This is a genomic window from Azospirillum agricola, assembly GCF_020005195.1.
GTDB lineage: Bacteria > Pseudomonadota > Alphaproteobacteria > Azospirillales > Azospirillaceae > Azospirillum > Azospirillum agricola.
On sequence record NZ_JAIFZR010000004.1, the window covers coordinates 226,594 to 239,193 of the forward strand.

Genomic DNA, 12,600 nt, shown 5'->3' on the forward strand with positions numbered 1-12,600 from the left:
GCTGTCGAAATTCCGCGAGCGGGCGGCGGGCGCGGGCGTCAGCCCACGCTGCCCTCCAGGCTGATGCCCACCAGCTTCTGGGCTTCCACGGCGAATTCCATGGGAAGTTCCTTCAGGACCTCCTTGCAGAAGCCGTTGACGATCAGGGAGACCGCGTCCTCCTCCGAGATGCCGCGCTGGCGGCAGTAGAAGAGCTGGTCCTCGCTGATCTTGGCGGTGGTCGCCTCGTGCTCGATGCGGGCGGAGCGGTTGCGGCTCTCGATGTAGGGCACGGTGTGGGCGCCGCATTGGTCGCCGATCAGCAGGCTGTCGCACTGGGTGTGGTTGCGCGCGCCCTCGGCCTTGGGCAGGATCTTCACCAAGCCCCGGTAGGTCTGCTGCGCCTTGCCGGCCGAGATGCCCTTCGACACGATTGTGCTGCGGGTGTTCTTGCCGATGTGGATCATCTTGGTGCCGGTGTCGGCCTGCTGGAAGTTGTTGGTGATGGCGACCGAATAGAACTCGCCCACCGAATTGTCGCCCTGGAGGATGCAGCTTGGGTACTTCCAGGTGATCGCCGAGCCGGTCTCGACCTGCGTCCACGAGATCTTCGAGTTCCTGCCGCGGCAGGCGCCGCGCTTGGTCACGAAGTTGTAGATGCCGCCGACGCCTTCCTCGTTGCCCGGATACCAGTTCTGCACCGTGGAGTATTTGATCGTCGCGTCGTCATGCGCCACCAGCTCGACCACGGCGGCGTGGAGCTGGTTCTCGTCGCGCTTGGGCGCCGTGCAGCCTTCCAGATAGCTGACGTAGCTGCCCTCGTCGGCGATGATCAACGTGCGCTCGAACTGGCCGGTGTTGGCTTGGTTGATGCGGAAATAGGTCGACAGCTCCATCGGGCAGCGGACGCCCTTGGGGATGTAGACGAAGCTGCCGTCGGTGAAGACCGCGCAATTCAGCGTCGCGTAGAAATTGTCGGTGTAGGGCACGACCGAGCCGAGATACTTCTTCACGAGATCCGGGTGCTTCTGCACGGCCTCGGAGATCGCGCAGAAGATGATGCCCATCTCCTCCAGCTTGGCCTTGAAGGTGGTCGCCACCGAAACGCTGTCGAACACGGCGTCGACGGCGATGGCCGGGCTCTTGCCCTCCGACCCTTCGACGCCGGCCAGGATCTCCTGTTCGCGCAGCGGGATGCCCAGCTTCGCGTAGGTCTTCAGCAGCTCGGGATCGACCTCGTCGAGCGACTTCGGGCCGGCCTTCATCTTGGGCGCCGCGTAATAATGCGCGTCCTGGTAGTCGATCGGCGGGAAGCTGACGGCGGCCCATTGCGGCTCCTCCATCGTCTGCCAGACGCGGAAGGCCTTCAGGCGCCATTCCAGCAGCCATTCCGGCTCGTTCTTCTTGGCCGAGATGAAGCGGACGATGTCCTCGTTCAGCCCCTTGGGCGCCACGTCGGATTCGATGTCGGTCGTGAAGCCGTACTTGTACTTCTGCTCCGTGACGGCGCGGACCTGTTCGATGGTTTCCGGCTGGGCGGCCATGGCTTGCCTCGTTCTCGTGAGAAGTGGGTTAGTGCGCCGGCTGCGCCGAAGGCGCGGCGGCGGGGGCCGGGAAGGTGACGGGAACCATCATGTCGGACAGGGTGACCTCCTCCAGCGCGCCGCGGATGGCGCGGTTGACTTTTTCCCAGCCGCCGCGCATCGGGCAAAGCCGCTCGACCCCGCACTGGCTGTCGGCGCCGTCGACGCAGGCGGTCAGCGCGATCGGCCCATCGAGCGCGGTGATGATCTCCGCGATGGATATTGCATCGGCGGCCCGGCTGAGCGCATAACCGCCGGCGGCCCCGCGTTGCGAGGTCGTCAGCCCGGCGGGCGTCAGCGCCTTCATCAGCTTGGCGACCGTCGGCGCGGGCACGCCGGTGCGCTCCGCCAGCAGCGACACGGTGTGGACCGTGCCGGCATGGCGCGCCATCTCGCTCAGGACGACGATGGCGTAGTCGGTCAGCTTGCTGAGCCGGATCATGGGCGCACCCCGATGGACAAGGACAGGCTCCGAATACAGGACTAAATTAGTCCTGATTAGATGGCCTACTTAGGTCCTATGTCAAGCAAAAGCGTGGCTGGGCAAGGGGGTGGAATGCCCGATCCGCCCGCTTGGGTATACAACCCAGCCATGCGTCAGCGCGCAACACGAAAAATAGGCTGCGCCGCTGCGTCGCGGCGGCGCCCTCGGTTGCGGTCCTTCCGAAACGAAAGAGGCCCCGCGCCGGGGTGGCGCGGGGCTCAAGGCCGTCGGATGGAAACAGGATGGAAACCCGCGGGTCAGGCCGGCTTCTTCGCCTCCTCGCGGGCGGCGCTGCGGGCCGCGTCGGCGGTGGACGAGGCCGCCTCGGTCACCTCCTCCCTGGCGGCCTCGACGGCGGCCTGGGCGGCGCGGGTGCCGCGGTCCAACGCGTCCATGGCCAGCGTCTTGGCGCGCTCGGTCGCCTCGTCGGCGTAGGGGCCGACCCAGCGGCTCTCGGACTGGGTGGAGGGCAGGGCGGCGCCGATGGCCGCGCCCAGCGCCACGCCCATGGCGCCGGCGACCATCGGGTGGTCCTCCACCATGTCCCAGAAGCCGGTCGAGACGTCGTGCATCCGCTCGCGCACATGGAGGCTGGAGTGGGAGGTGGAGTGCGAGGTCGACAGCGCACCGCCCGGCCCGCGGTTCGCGACACGGTTGCCGTTGTCGCCCAGCGCGCTGCTGGCGCTGTCATAGGCGCTGCCGACCGCGCTGGAGGCGTTGTCGTACGCACCGCTCACCGCGCTCGACGCGCTGTCGTAGGCGCCGCTGACGGCATCCGATGCGCTGTCATAGGCCGAGCTGGCGGCGCTGCGCACGCTGTCGCCGGCGCTGCCGAGCGTGTCACGGGCGTAGCCGACGGCGTCCTCGGCGCGGTGGCGGATCGAACGCAGGGTGCTGCTGCGGGCGATGCGGCGGTCGTAGCCGCTGGTCGACAGCGCCAGCCAACCAAGGCCGACGCCGATCAGCGCCAGCGGGATCGGGTTGCTGGTCACGCTGCCCATCATCGACGACGGGGCGCTGGCCGGGCGGTAGGTGCCGCGCGCCGGCTGGCCATGCCGGTCGCGCTGGTCGCGGTCGGACCCGTGGTCGGGGGAGGTGTAGCTGTGGCTCATCTTGCGCTCCATCAGGGTGCGGGGGGAAAGACGCGCCATCCGGCCGCGCAGCGCGTCGACGGTGCCGTCGATGCGCGCGCGGCTGGCGCGGATCTCGCCCTCCAGGCGGTCGAGGTCGGGGGATGTGTTGCCGTTGCCGGCGTCCGGGCGGGGCATCGGGGGCTCAAATCAGGCGGCTCAGCGGGCGAGCTGGGATTCGGCCCAGCGCTTGTCGTCGTTCAGCGTGCCGATGGTGCGCCGGGGACGGAGATTCTCGGGCTTCAGCCGGTTCTTGCCGACATAGGCCAGAATGCCTCCGATCGCGGCGACGGCGACGCCGACGATCAGCGCGGCCAGCCAGGGTTCCAGCACGGTGGACAGGCCGAGAACCGCCGACGCCAGCAGGACCAGGACGCCGGCGAAGGCGACCAGACCGCCGATGGCGATGTAGGCGACTCCACCGGCCGCCTCGGCCGCCTTGTCGCTGAGTTCGGCCTTGGCCAGAGCGATCTCCGAGCGGGCGAGGTTGGTCGTCTCGCGCGCCAGATCGGCGAACAGGCCGGCCAGCGGCCGGTCCTGCCGTGGATCAGGGCGACGGGGATCGTCGTAGCGGTTCTCGGCCGCGCTCATGGCCGTTGTCCCGCCGGCTTGATGTCGACCGCCTTCACATCGGCACCCTTCACGCTGGCCGTCGTGATGTCCGGCGTCTTGATGGTGGCGCTGCCCAGGGCCGTCTCCGCGGAGCCGCTGCCCGTCGGGGGCGGGTTGTGGCCGCTCGCCGACGCCGGGGCGCGCGACAGCGGCAGGCCGGCCGCCGGCTTGGGCATTCCGCTGGTCTGGGCACCGATGCCGGGGGCGCCGATGCCGTGGGCGCCGCCGGGAGCGTTGAGCGGCGATCCGGTGCCCTCGCCCAGATCGGCGGCGCGACGCGGCGTGCGCAGGGCCGAGTCGGCGATGCCGCCGGCCATGGCGCGGCCGCTGCCTTCGGCCGTGCGGTAATCGGCGCTGCGCCGCGCGTTGCGGCCGGCGGCCTCGGCGGCACGGCTGTGAACCGTGCCGGTCTGGCCGTGCAGACGGCGTTCGCCGGAGCTCTTGATGAAGCGCGCGGCGAGGAAGCCGAGCGCGAAGGCGCCGCCGATGAAGATCTCCGGCTGGCGGCGGGCGAAGCCCTCGACCTCGCCGACGATGTCGTCCAGGCTGGAATGGCGCAGCATGTCGGCCACCCGCTCGACACGGTCGGCGGCCTGCACGGCGTATTGGGCGGCGGTGCCGTTGTTCTCGGCGTTCAGATGATCGGCGGCCTTGTGGAGCGCGCTGGCGACGCCGCCCAACTGGTCGGCGGCGCGGTCGGTCTGCTGTTCCAGCAGCGAGCGGATGCGGCCCTGGGCCGACCCGACGGCCTCGCGGCCGGTGTCCATCGCCGTGTCGGCGGCCTCGCTGGCGGCGCGGCCGATGGACTGTTTCAGGCCCGCCACCGTGTCGCCCGTGCCCATTCCCGCAGACGCGGAATGGGTGCCGGTGCGGCCGGTGTCGGTCGTGTCGCGGTCTGCCATCTGATTTCCTCCTCGGGATTCCTGTCTTCCGCCGGCTGCGGCGTTGCGCCGCGCGTTGCGGCATCCGATGACGGAGAAGGAAACAGAGCGGAGGCTTCAGGGTTCCGCAAAGCCGCGCGGGGAAAATGGACAAGCCGTCCGGTTGTGCTAAACTTTCCCGCGAAAGAGCGCGGTCCCGCCGAACCGGAGGGCGAAGGGCATGAGCGGCGTTTTCAGCGTGCTGTCGGACGCGCGGACGGGCATGTTCCGTTTGCAGCAGGCCAAGAAGCCGTGGGAAAAGGAGCTCGAGGCGGAAGACGCCAAGGGCCAGCTCGGCCGGAAGGCGGAGCGCGCGGCCTTCCAACTGACGCCGCGCCAGTTGCGCGACCACGCCGGCGCCCAGGCGGCGCTGGAGGAGGCGCAGCGCGTCGGCGGGCCCAAGGCCGCCGCCGAACAGCGGCTGGAACGGGTCGAGCGCAAGATCCAGGAACTCAAGCTGGCGATGCGCTACGCCCAGGGCGATCCGCAGAAGATGGCGCAGCTCGCGGCTGAAGCCGGACGCCTCGCCAAGGAGGCCGGTCGGGCGGCGAAGGAGTACGGGGCCGGGATCGCCAACGCGGCGGCGATGGGCTTGCCGGGCGGGGCCGGCATGGCCGGCGCCACCGAGATCACGCGGACGACCACGGTGACGTCCCTGACGGTGCGGCAGACGGAGGTTTCGTTCTCGCTGACGGTTTCGGCCGGGGTGGAGGGCGACGCCATTCCGGCGCCGACGCCGCCTGAGGCCGGAGCCGCGGAGGCGCTGGCCTCAGGCCTGGCGGAAGGGGAGGCGGCCGAGGCGGCTCTCCCGGCCGGCGACGACGGCCTGCCGCCGGAACTGGCGGGCATGGTCAACTCCATGCTGGCCGGCCTGCCGGACAGCGCCGGGGTGTCCGGCGGCGGCACGCGCGGCGAGCGGGCGCGGGCGCTGATCCGGGACATGATCGCCGACAACGACCTGAAGATGTCGCGCTACAAGGAGGCGGATGCCTTCGGCCGGCGGGTCGAGGGCGTGCTGCACGTCGCCAAGCAGGTGGTCGGCGAGGCGAAGGTCGCCAACGAGCTGGACGAATCCGAGAAGCGCCGCAAGGAGCGCCGCGAGGCGTTCAAGCAGATCGACAAGCTGGTCGACGGCGCGCAGAAGGAGGTGAACGCGCTGCGTCAGGCGGCGTTCGGCTCCAAGGTTGAAGGGGCGGGCGCCCTGACCGTGCCGGACGAGACGGCCGGCGATGGCGGGGGGCCGGTGAGCGGGCTGGATGGCGGCACGGTGCCGATGGGAGGCGACGCGGCGGCCGGGGGAGGCCTGCCCACGGTGAACATGCTGGCGTGACGCCGGGTCCGGTGCCTGGACGGTGGCCCCGGCGACGTCACAGCCCCCGGTAGCGCCACTCCGTGCCGAGCGCCGCCGCGTCGCGGTCGCGCAGCGCGGCGACGGCCTCGTGCGCCGAGGACAGCTCGCACACCGGGTCGGCGGCGTCGGCGTCGCCGGCCAGCGCCAGGGCCTGGCAGCGGCAGCCGCCCCAATCCTCCTCCTTGTGGTCGCAGGACCGGCAGGGCTGCGGCATCCAGGCGGTGCCCCGGTAGCGGGCGAAGGCGGCGCCGTCGGTCCAGATCTCCGACAGGCTGCGGTCGAACACCGTTTCGAACTCCAGGCCCGGAATGGTTTCCGCCGCGTGGCAGGGCAGGACGCGGCCGCGCGGGGTGACGTTCATGAAGCGCCGCGCCCAGCCGCCCATGCAGGATTTCGGACGGCGGGCGTAATAGTCGGGAACCACGTAGTCGACGACGATCCGCCCGGCCAGTTCCGGCAGCCGGGCGCGCACGGCGGCGTCCATTTCCAGGAGCTGCTCGCGCGACGGCATCAGCGCCGCGCGGTTCTCCAGCGCCCAGCCGTAATACTGCACGTTGGCGATCTCGATCCGCCCGGCCCCAAGGTCGAGCGCCAGATCGATGACCTCGTTCACCCGCCCGATGTTGTGGCGGTGGAGAACGGCGTTGATGGTCAGCGCCAGCCCTTCCGCCACCACCCGCCGGGCGGTGTCGAGCTTGCGCGCGTGGCCGCCGCGATAGCCGCCGATGCGGTCGGCGCCCCCCGCCTCGCTGTCCTGAAGGCTGATCTGGACATGCTGGAGGCCGGCGGCTTTCAACCGCTTCAGCCGCTCGGCGTCGAGCAGAACCGCCGAGGTGATCAGGTTGCTGTACAGCCCGATGCCGGTGGCGTGGGCGACCAGCTCCTCCAGATCCTTGCGGACGCAGGGTTCGCCGCCCGAGAAATGGACCTGGAGGGCGCCGACGTCGGCGGCCTCGTCGAGCACGCGCCTCCAGGTCGCGGTGTCCAGCTCGGCGCTGGCCGGATCGAGGGCGGTGGGGTTGGAGCAGTAGGGGCAGCGCAGCGGGCAGCGGTGCGTCAGCTCCATCAGCACCGCGAAGGGCGGGGCCGGGGCGTTGGCCGCCACGGCGGCGAAGGCGGGCAGGGTGCAGCTCATGCCGTGAGATACCCCTTGTTGCGCAGGTCGGTCAGAAGTTCCAGAACGTCGGCGGAGATCTCGTCGCGCGGGGCGTCGTATTCCTCCGCCAGCCGGTCGATGGCCTGGGCGACGTCCCCCGCCTCCGCGCCGCCGGCCGGGCCGGTGAAGGCGCGGACGACGGCCAGGGCCATCTCGTCCAGCACCAGAAGCCGCTCCGGCCCCATCAGCATCCACTGCCCGCGCAGGCGGTCGTGGCGCAGCATGACGCCGGGGGCCAACCGCAGCCGGTCGCTCTCCGCAATGCCGGCCAGGGTCACCGGCGGTACTCCGTCGGTGCCATGTCCGTGGGGACGAAGGCGCCGGGTGGGATCAGGTTCGGCGTGACGTAGGCGTGGTGCAGCGCGTCGAGCTGCGCCCACAGCAGCTCGGTCTTGAAGCGCAGGGCGCGCAGGCATTGCTGCTGCTGCTCGGCGGTGCGGGCGTTGGCCAGCACGTAGTTGAGGCCGAACTCGACGTCGCGCGGCGCCTCGTCCAGCCGCTTGCGGAAGTAGGAGAGCGTGCTATCGTTGGCGAAGGCGTAGTTCTGCTCGAAGCCGGCGATGCGCTCGCGGTGGATCGAGGGGGCGAACAGCTCGGTCAGCGAGGAGGCGACCGCCTCCAGCAGCGAATGGTCGCGCACGAAATTGACGTAGGCGTCCACCGCGTAGCGCGTCGCCGGCAGGATGCCCTCCAGCGACCGCACATAGTCGCGGTCGAGTCCCAGCCCGTCGGTCAGCCGCAGCCAGCGCTCGATGCCGCCGACCTTGCCCTCGTCCGGTTCGCCCTGCTGGTTCAGCCCGTCATGGTCGAGCACCCGTTGCAGCCAGGCGCGGCGCAGGGCCGGGTCGTCCATGCGGGACATGATGGTCAGATCCTTGCGCGGGATCGACACCTGGTAATAGAAGCGGTTCAGCGCCCAGGCCTGGATCTGGCCCTTCTCCAGCCGGCCGCCGTGCAGGAGCTGGTGGAAGGGATGAAGGTCGTGGTACTGCCGCTCGCCGATGGCGTGCAGCGCGTCGCGGAAAGCCTCGACCGACAGAAATGCGCTCATAGGGTCAGCTCCAGCCCGTCATGGGCGATGTGCCATCCCGCCGCTTCCGCCTTCCGCCGTTCCGGCGAATCCTCCAGCAGCGCGGGGTTGGTGTTGTTGATGTGGATGTAGATCTTGGTCGCGACGTTCAGCGAGGCGAAGGCGGCGAGGCTGCCGTCCGGCCCCGACATCGGCATGTGGCCCATGCGGGCGGCCGTCTTCACGCCGGTTCCGGTGCGGATCATCTCGTCGTCGGTCCAGGTGGTGCCGTCGAACAGCACGAGCGGCGCCCCGAACAGCCGGTCGGCCAGCCAGCCGGGAAGGGCGGCGCAGCCGGGGATGTAGAACAGCCCCTCGCTGGAGCCGTCCGCCGGCCGCACGCGCAGCGCCACCGTGTCCTCGGCGACCGAGCCGAAGGACGGGCCGGCGGCTTCGTCCTCCAGATAGAGCGCCACCTTGCCGGGGACGGCGAAGGCTTCGATCTCCAGCCCCAGCGGCCGGCCGGCGGCGTCGGCCGGTTCGAAGGGCGTGCCGAGGCTCATCGGGCGGCGCGGCACCAGGGCCGGGTTCAGCACGTTGAAGACCGGGTTGGCGGCCAGCACGCCCTGGACGCGCGGCGTGGCGTAGACCGCGAAGGGGTGGGACTCCCGCAGGGTGAGAAGCCCGGCCACATGGTCGATGTCGGCGTTGGTCAGCAGGGCGGCGGCGATCGGGTTGCCGCGCGTGGCGCTATCTCCCTGGGAAGCGACGGGGGGGTGCAGGGCGGGGTTGGCGAGCAGTTGCGCCCCCAGGTCGGGCGAGGCGTTCAGCAGGATCCAGCGCGCGCCGTCGGCGCTGACCGCCAGCGAGGATTGGGTGCGGGGCCGGGCGGCCGGATCGCCGGCGCGGGCGCGGCGGCAGCCTTCGCAGGCGCAGTTCCATTGCGGAAAGCCGCCGCCGGCCGCCGAGCCGAGAACAAGGATGTGCATGGGCCGGCCCTCACGCTGGCAGGGGGCTGAAAAGGGGTGGTGCCGGAGGATGGGCGCCGCGGTGCGGGGACGCGGCGCCCATCGGCCAGGGCCGATCCGGCTTACAGCGCGGCGCAGGCGTAGGCGTTGATCTCCGTACCGACGGCGATCTCGGTGGTCTTCGGTTTGCGCCAGGTCTTCATTCTGGTTTCTCCCAATTATGGATTGTTGGCGACCACTACTGTTGGTCGATGGGAATAATACCGGTCGGACGGGGGACCGGCCATGGTACGATGGTGCAATGCCGGGCGAGCTGATCGGTTCCATGGCCCCGCCATGGGATTTCAAGATCGCGCCTTCTACGGTGCCGGCGGACCGGGCAGCGGCTGCGCCTCCTCCGTCGGCAACCCGGCTTCCATCCAGCCGTCGACGCCCGTGGGGTACCAATGGACGCGGGTGTAGCCGGCCAGCACCGCCCGTTTGGCCGCGTTCCACGACAGCCAGCAATCGGACAGGCAGTAGAACAGAAGGCCATGCGCGCGGTCGCCGCCGGTCAGCCGGGCAAGATGCTGCTCGAACCAGGACAGCGTCGCCGGGTCGGGAGCGCCCAGCCCGACGTTGGGCAGCCAGACGCTGCCCGGAATCTGGCGGAAGGGCTTCGACAGCAGCCAGGGCGCGCCGGGGAGCGTGCTGCGGTCGAGCTTCTGGACGTAGATCGGCACCGTTCCGCCCTGCTCCAGCAGGGCGCGTACGCCGCCCGTGTCCAGGGTGACGGCGCCCGACAGGCCCGCTGGCGTGGGCGCGCGGTAGTCCGACAGGCGGAAACCCGGCGGCTCATCAACGCCGGCGGCCTTGGCGGGAACGAACGGGACTGCCGCCGCCAGCAGGGCGGCGGCGATCATGGCGGCGCTGAAGAGTTTCATGGTGTCGGCGATGTTCCGTCGGCGGGTGTTCCGTCAGCGGCGTCCGGCCAGCACCCGGTTGGCGATGACCACCGCCTGGGTGCGGCTGTAGACCTTCAACTTTTGCAGGATGGCGGAGACGTGCGCCTTCACCGTGGTTTCGGTGATGCTGAGGTCGAAGGCGATTTCCTTGTTGAGCTTTCCGGTTCCCAGCATCTCCAGCACGCGCTGCTGCTGAGCGGTGAGGGTGGCGATGCGCCGGGCGATGTCGGCGGTTTCAGCGTCCTCCAGGTCGTCCCCGGCGGGGTCGTCGTCGCTCTGCGGAGGGACGTAGAGTTCGCCGTTCAGCACCTGGCGCAGCGCCGAGGCGATGGCGTCGCGCGGGGTCGATTTGGGGATGAAGCCGGCGGCGCCGCTGTCCATCGCCTCGCGCACCATGCGCCGCTCCTCGTGCGCCGACACGACCACGACCGGCGTGGCCGGGAAGCGCTGGCGCAGGGTGCGCAGTCCGCCCAGCCCGTTCATGCCGGGCATGTTCACGTCGAGCAGGATCAGGTCCATGTCGCCCCGCTCCTCCAGCGCGCGCATCACGGACTCCAGCCCGTCGGCCTCCATCACGTCGGTGGCCTGGCAGGAATAGAGCACCGCGTTGCGCAGGGCGTCGCGCACCATCGGGTGGTCGTCGGCGATCAGGATCCGGGTCATGGCCTGCGGTCCCCATGGAAACGACGGAGGGCGCGGTTGGGGAACGGGACGCGTTGGTTCCCGTCCCCCTTTCATCATACTGGCAGAACCGACCGGAGCGCGGCAACTGATGCATGAGGCTGACTGTTTCGTGCGCGAACTTGCCGCACGCCGCGCCACCATGCCATCCGGAAGCGTCGCTTCCGGCGTCAGTCGGCGTGGACGGTCTCCAGCCAGCTCCGGATGGCCCACAGGGCCTCCTGGCCCAGCGCCTCGCCGAAGCGCGGCATGTAGGTGACGCCGTTGCGGACCGCGCCGTTGATGACGCGCTCCTTGAACCACTCGTCGCCGCTGTCGCCGGCCTCCAGGTAGCGCAGGTCGGGGGCGATGCCGCCGGACACCGCGCCCAGCCCGTGGCAGCGCGCGCAATTCTGGTTGAAGGCCGAGGCGCCGATCTCGATGGCGCGCGGGTTGCCGCGGAAGGGGTTGGCGTCCTTCCAGGTTTCGCCCAGCTTGTCGAGGCCGGTGGTGTCGACCGGCTGGGGCGTCATGTCGCCGTGGGCGGAGACGGTGGTCGGGGCGGCGGCCAGGGCGCCGAGCGCGAGGCCGGCGAGGGCGAGCGTGCGCAGGCGGGCGGAAAGGGGGCGCTTCATGGGGGCTGTCCTCATCCTAGGCAACGGTGTGTCCCGGTTTGGCGGGGGCGGGTTGCTGTGGAGGATACCCACCGTTCGAACGCGCAATAATTGGACGATGGTACAAGGGGATGGCCCGTGGGCGGGGCCACCCCGTTGGTCAATGGTCGGATGACGGTTGCGGCAGCGGGGATTCGGATGGGGCGTCGGGGGAGCGGCTGGCGTTGATCGCCGCCTTGATCCTGGCGAGGTGACGGACGGCCGGATCGCCGAGCCGCAGGGCGACCCCGGTGGACAGCACGTCGATCAGCGCCAGATGCACGAGGCGCGAGGCCATCGGCGTGTACATCTCCGTGTCCTCGACCGGCTGGCTGGCGATGGCGACGCTGGCGATGCGGGCGAGGGGCGAGCCGGGGGCGGTGATCGCCACCACCGCCGTGCCCTGTGCCCGCGCCGCCATGGCCAGATCGTTGACGACACCGCTGCGCCCGGTGTTGGAGATGGCGAGCAGCACCCCGCGCTCGCCCAGATTGAGCAGCAGCATGTGGGCCAGCATCGGATCGGGGCAGGCCTGCGCGTCGGCGCCGAAGCGCAGCAGCTTGTGGGCGGCGTCCTGCGCCAGCGCACCCGAGGCGCCGGCCCCGACGCACAGCACGCGCGGGGCGCCGGCCAGCAGGGCGATGGCGGCGCCGAGCGCCGTCTCGTCGAGCGCGGCGGCGGCGGCGGTCAGGGCGGCGGCGCTCGATGAAAAAATTTTTCTTGCGAGCGTGCCGACACCGTCGCCGGGGGCGACGTCCTGGCTGACATAGGGGGTGCCGCCGCGCGCCTGGCATTCGGCCAGCCGAAGCTTGAAGTCGGGGAAGCCGGCGCAGCCGACGCTGCGGCAAAAGCGAACGACCGTGGCTTCGCTGACGTCGGCGCCATGGGCAAGGGAGGTGACGTTCTGTTCCAACACCTTGCGGGGATCGGCCAGCACCAGGGCGGCGACCCGCGCCTCCGATTTCTTCAGGCCGGGTTGCAGGCGGCGGATGTCGTCCAGGATGTCGATGGGGCGCGGCATGGCCGGATTATGGCGAAGATTTTCGCCTTGCGCGAGGGGCGCGGTCATCGCCTCGACCGCGCAAGCCCGATGTCGGGCAGCGGGAGGCCGGCAAAATGAAAAATTTTTTCTTTTCAGCCCGGAGCGCCAA

General features: G+C 70.4%; 15 protein-coding genes. 1 reads left to right on the forward strand and 14 read right to left on the reverse strand.

The features are described 5' to 3' along the window. Positions 1-38: 38 nt before the first annotated feature. From sufB to JN22_RS10020, 5 genes are all read right to left on the reverse strand, one after another. Positions 39-1,523: a Fe-S cluster assembly protein SufB gene (sufB, locus tag JN22_RS10000; protein ID WP_085553796.1), complete on the reverse strand. Its 1,485-nt coding sequence runs from the start codon at positions 1,521-1,523 to the stop codon at positions 39-41. A gap of 28 nt (positions 1,524-1,551) precedes the next feature. Beyond that, positions 1,552-2,004 carry an SUF system Fe-S cluster assembly regulator gene (locus tag JN22_RS10005; protein WP_085553797.1) on the reverse strand — a complete coding sequence of 151 codons (453 nt, stop codon included), beginning with the start codon at positions 2,002-2,004 and terminating at the stop codon, positions 1,552-1,554. Positions 2,005-2,303: 299 nt separating this feature from the next. Then, positions 2,304-3,314 carry a hypothetical protein gene (locus JN22_RS10010; protein ID WP_085553798.1) on the reverse strand — a complete coding sequence of 337 codons (1,011 nt, stop codon included), beginning with the start codon at positions 3,312-3,314 and terminating at the stop codon, positions 2,304-2,306. A 21-nt stretch (positions 3,315-3,335) separates the two neighbouring features. Next, positions 3,336-3,767 carry a phage holin family protein gene (locus tag JN22_RS10015; protein WP_085553799.1) on the reverse strand — a complete coding sequence of 144 codons (432 nt, stop codon included), beginning with the start codon at positions 3,765-3,767 and terminating at the stop codon, positions 3,336-3,338. Then, positions 3,764-4,690, reverse strand: a complete 927-nt coding sequence (locus JN22_RS10020) for a hypothetical protein (protein WP_085553800.1) — start codon at positions 4,688-4,690, stop codon at positions 3,764-3,766. The genes JN22_RS10015 and JN22_RS10020 overlap by 4 nt, the downstream gene beginning before the upstream one ends. Positions 4,691-4,889: 199 nt before the next feature. On the opposite strand from JN22_RS10020, the gene JN22_RS10025 reads away from it, so the two are divergent. Next, positions 4,890-6,038: a hypothetical protein gene (locus JN22_RS10025; RefSeq protein WP_179166112.1), complete on the forward strand. Its 1,149-nt coding sequence runs from the start codon at positions 4,890-4,892 to the stop codon at positions 6,036-6,038. Between the two features lie 37 nt (positions 6,039-6,075). Here JN22_RS10025 and pqqE read toward each other — a convergent pair whose 3' ends face one another. The 9 genes from pqqE to JN22_RS10070 all read right to left on the reverse strand — a co-directional run bounded on the left by pqqE (position 6,076) and on the right by JN22_RS10070 (position 12,470). Further along, on the reverse strand, positions 6,076-7,194 hold the full coding sequence (gene pqqE, locus JN22_RS10030; RefSeq protein WP_085553801.1) for a pyrroloquinoline quinone biosynthesis protein PqqE: 1,119 nt from the start codon (positions 7,192-7,194) through the stop codon (positions 6,076-6,078). Then, positions 7,191-7,493 (reverse strand): pyrroloquinoline quinone biosynthesis peptide chaperone PqqD, encoded by a 303-nt coding sequence (gene pqqD / locus JN22_RS10035; protein WP_223677654.1) that lies wholly within the window; start codon positions 7,491-7,493, stop codon positions 7,191-7,193. The genes pqqE and pqqD overlap by 4 nt, the downstream gene beginning before the upstream one ends. After that, a complete protein-coding gene (gene pqqC / locus JN22_RS10040) occupies positions 7,490-8,266 on the reverse strand; it encodes a pyrroloquinoline-quinone synthase PqqC (protein WP_085553802.1) in 777 nt (258 codons plus the stop codon). Before pqqC ends, pqqD begins: the two co-directional genes overlap by 4 nt. Continuing rightward, a complete protein-coding gene (pqqB, locus tag JN22_RS10045) occupies positions 8,263-9,213 on the reverse strand; it encodes a pyrroloquinoline quinone biosynthesis protein PqqB (RefSeq protein WP_085553803.1) in 951 nt (316 codons plus the stop codon). The genes pqqC and pqqB overlap by 4 nt, the downstream gene beginning before the upstream one ends. Before the next feature lie 101 nt (positions 9,214-9,314). After that, positions 9,315-9,410, reverse strand: a complete 96-nt coding sequence (gene pqqA, locus JN22_RS10050) for a pyrroloquinoline quinone precursor peptide PqqA (protein WP_223677655.1) — start codon at positions 9,408-9,410, stop codon at positions 9,315-9,317. Positions 9,411-9,551: 141 nt separating this feature from the next. Further along, positions 9,552-10,115, reverse strand: coding sequence for a rhodanese-like domain-containing protein (locus JN22_RS10055; RefSeq protein WP_085553805.1), 564 nt, complete (start codon positions 10,113-10,115; stop codon positions 9,552-9,554). Positions 10,116-10,148: 33 nt separating this feature from the next. Then, on the reverse strand, positions 10,149-10,799 hold the full coding sequence (locus tag JN22_RS10060) for a response regulator (protein ID WP_085553806.1): 651 nt from the start codon (positions 10,797-10,799) through the stop codon (positions 10,149-10,151). A 188-nt stretch (positions 10,800-10,987) separates the two neighbouring features. Beyond that, positions 10,988-11,431 (reverse strand): cytochrome c-550 PedF, encoded by a 444-nt coding sequence (gene pedF, locus JN22_RS10065; protein ID WP_143268254.1) that lies wholly within the window; start codon positions 11,429-11,431, stop codon positions 10,988-10,990. Between the two features lie 139 nt (positions 11,432-11,570). Further along, positions 11,571-12,470 carry an SIS domain-containing protein gene (locus JN22_RS10070; protein WP_085553808.1) on the reverse strand — a complete coding sequence of 300 codons (900 nt, stop codon included), beginning with the start codon at positions 12,468-12,470 and terminating at the stop codon, positions 11,571-11,573. Positions 12,471-12,600: the final 130 nt, after the last annotated feature.

Excerpts from the sequence above, each read along its gene's own strand:
- pqqB (WP_085553803.1), bottom strand. The coding sequence starts at position 9,213 with ATGCACATCCTTGTTCTCGGCTCGGCGGCCGGCGGCGGCTTTCCGCAA.
- JN22_RS10060 (WP_085553806.1), bottom strand. The coding sequence starts at position 10,799 with ATGACCCGGATCCTGATCGCCGACGACCACCCGATGGTGCGCGACGCC.
- JN22_RS10005 (WP_085553797.1), bottom strand. The coding sequence starts at position 2,004 with ATGATCCGGCTCAGCAAGCTGACCGACTACGCCATCGTCGTCCTGAGC.
- JN22_RS10055 (WP_085553805.1), bottom strand. The coding sequence starts at position 10,115 with ATGAAACTCTTCAGCGCCGCCATGATCGCCGCCGCCCTGCTGGCGGCG.
- JN22_RS10010 (WP_085553798.1), bottom strand. The coding sequence starts at position 3,314 with ATGCCCCGCCCGGACGCCGGCAACGGCAACACATCCCCCGACCTCGAC.
- sufB (WP_085553796.1), bottom strand. The coding sequence starts at position 1,523 with ATGGCCGCCCAGCCGGAAACCATCGAACAGGTCCGCGCCGTCACGGAG.
- JN22_RS10070 (WP_085553808.1), bottom strand. The coding sequence starts at position 12,470 with ATGCCGCGCCCCATCGACATCCTGGACGACATCCGCCGCCTGCAACCC.
- pqqE (WP_085553801.1), bottom strand. The coding sequence starts at position 7,194 with ATGAGCTGCACCCTGCCCGCCTTCGCCGCCGTGGCGGCCAACGCCCCG.
- pqqC (WP_085553802.1), bottom strand. The coding sequence starts at position 8,266 with ATGAGCGCATTTCTGTCGGTCGAGGCTTTCCGCGACGCGCTGCACGCC.
- pedF (WP_143268254.1), bottom strand. The coding sequence starts at position 11,431 with ATGAAGCGCCCCCTTTCCGCCCGCCTGCGCACGCTCGCCCTCGCCGGC.
- JN22_RS10025 (WP_179166112.1), top strand. The coding sequence starts at position 4,890 with ATGAGCGGCGTTTTCAGCGTGCTGTCGGACGCGCGGACGGGCATGTTC.
- JN22_RS10020 (WP_085553800.1), bottom strand. The coding sequence starts at position 4,690 with ATGGCAGACCGCGACACGACCGACACCGGCCGCACCGGCACCCATTCC.
- JN22_RS10015 (WP_085553799.1), bottom strand. The coding sequence starts at position 3,767 with ATGAGCGCGGCCGAGAACCGCTACGACGATCCCCGTCGCCCTGATCCA.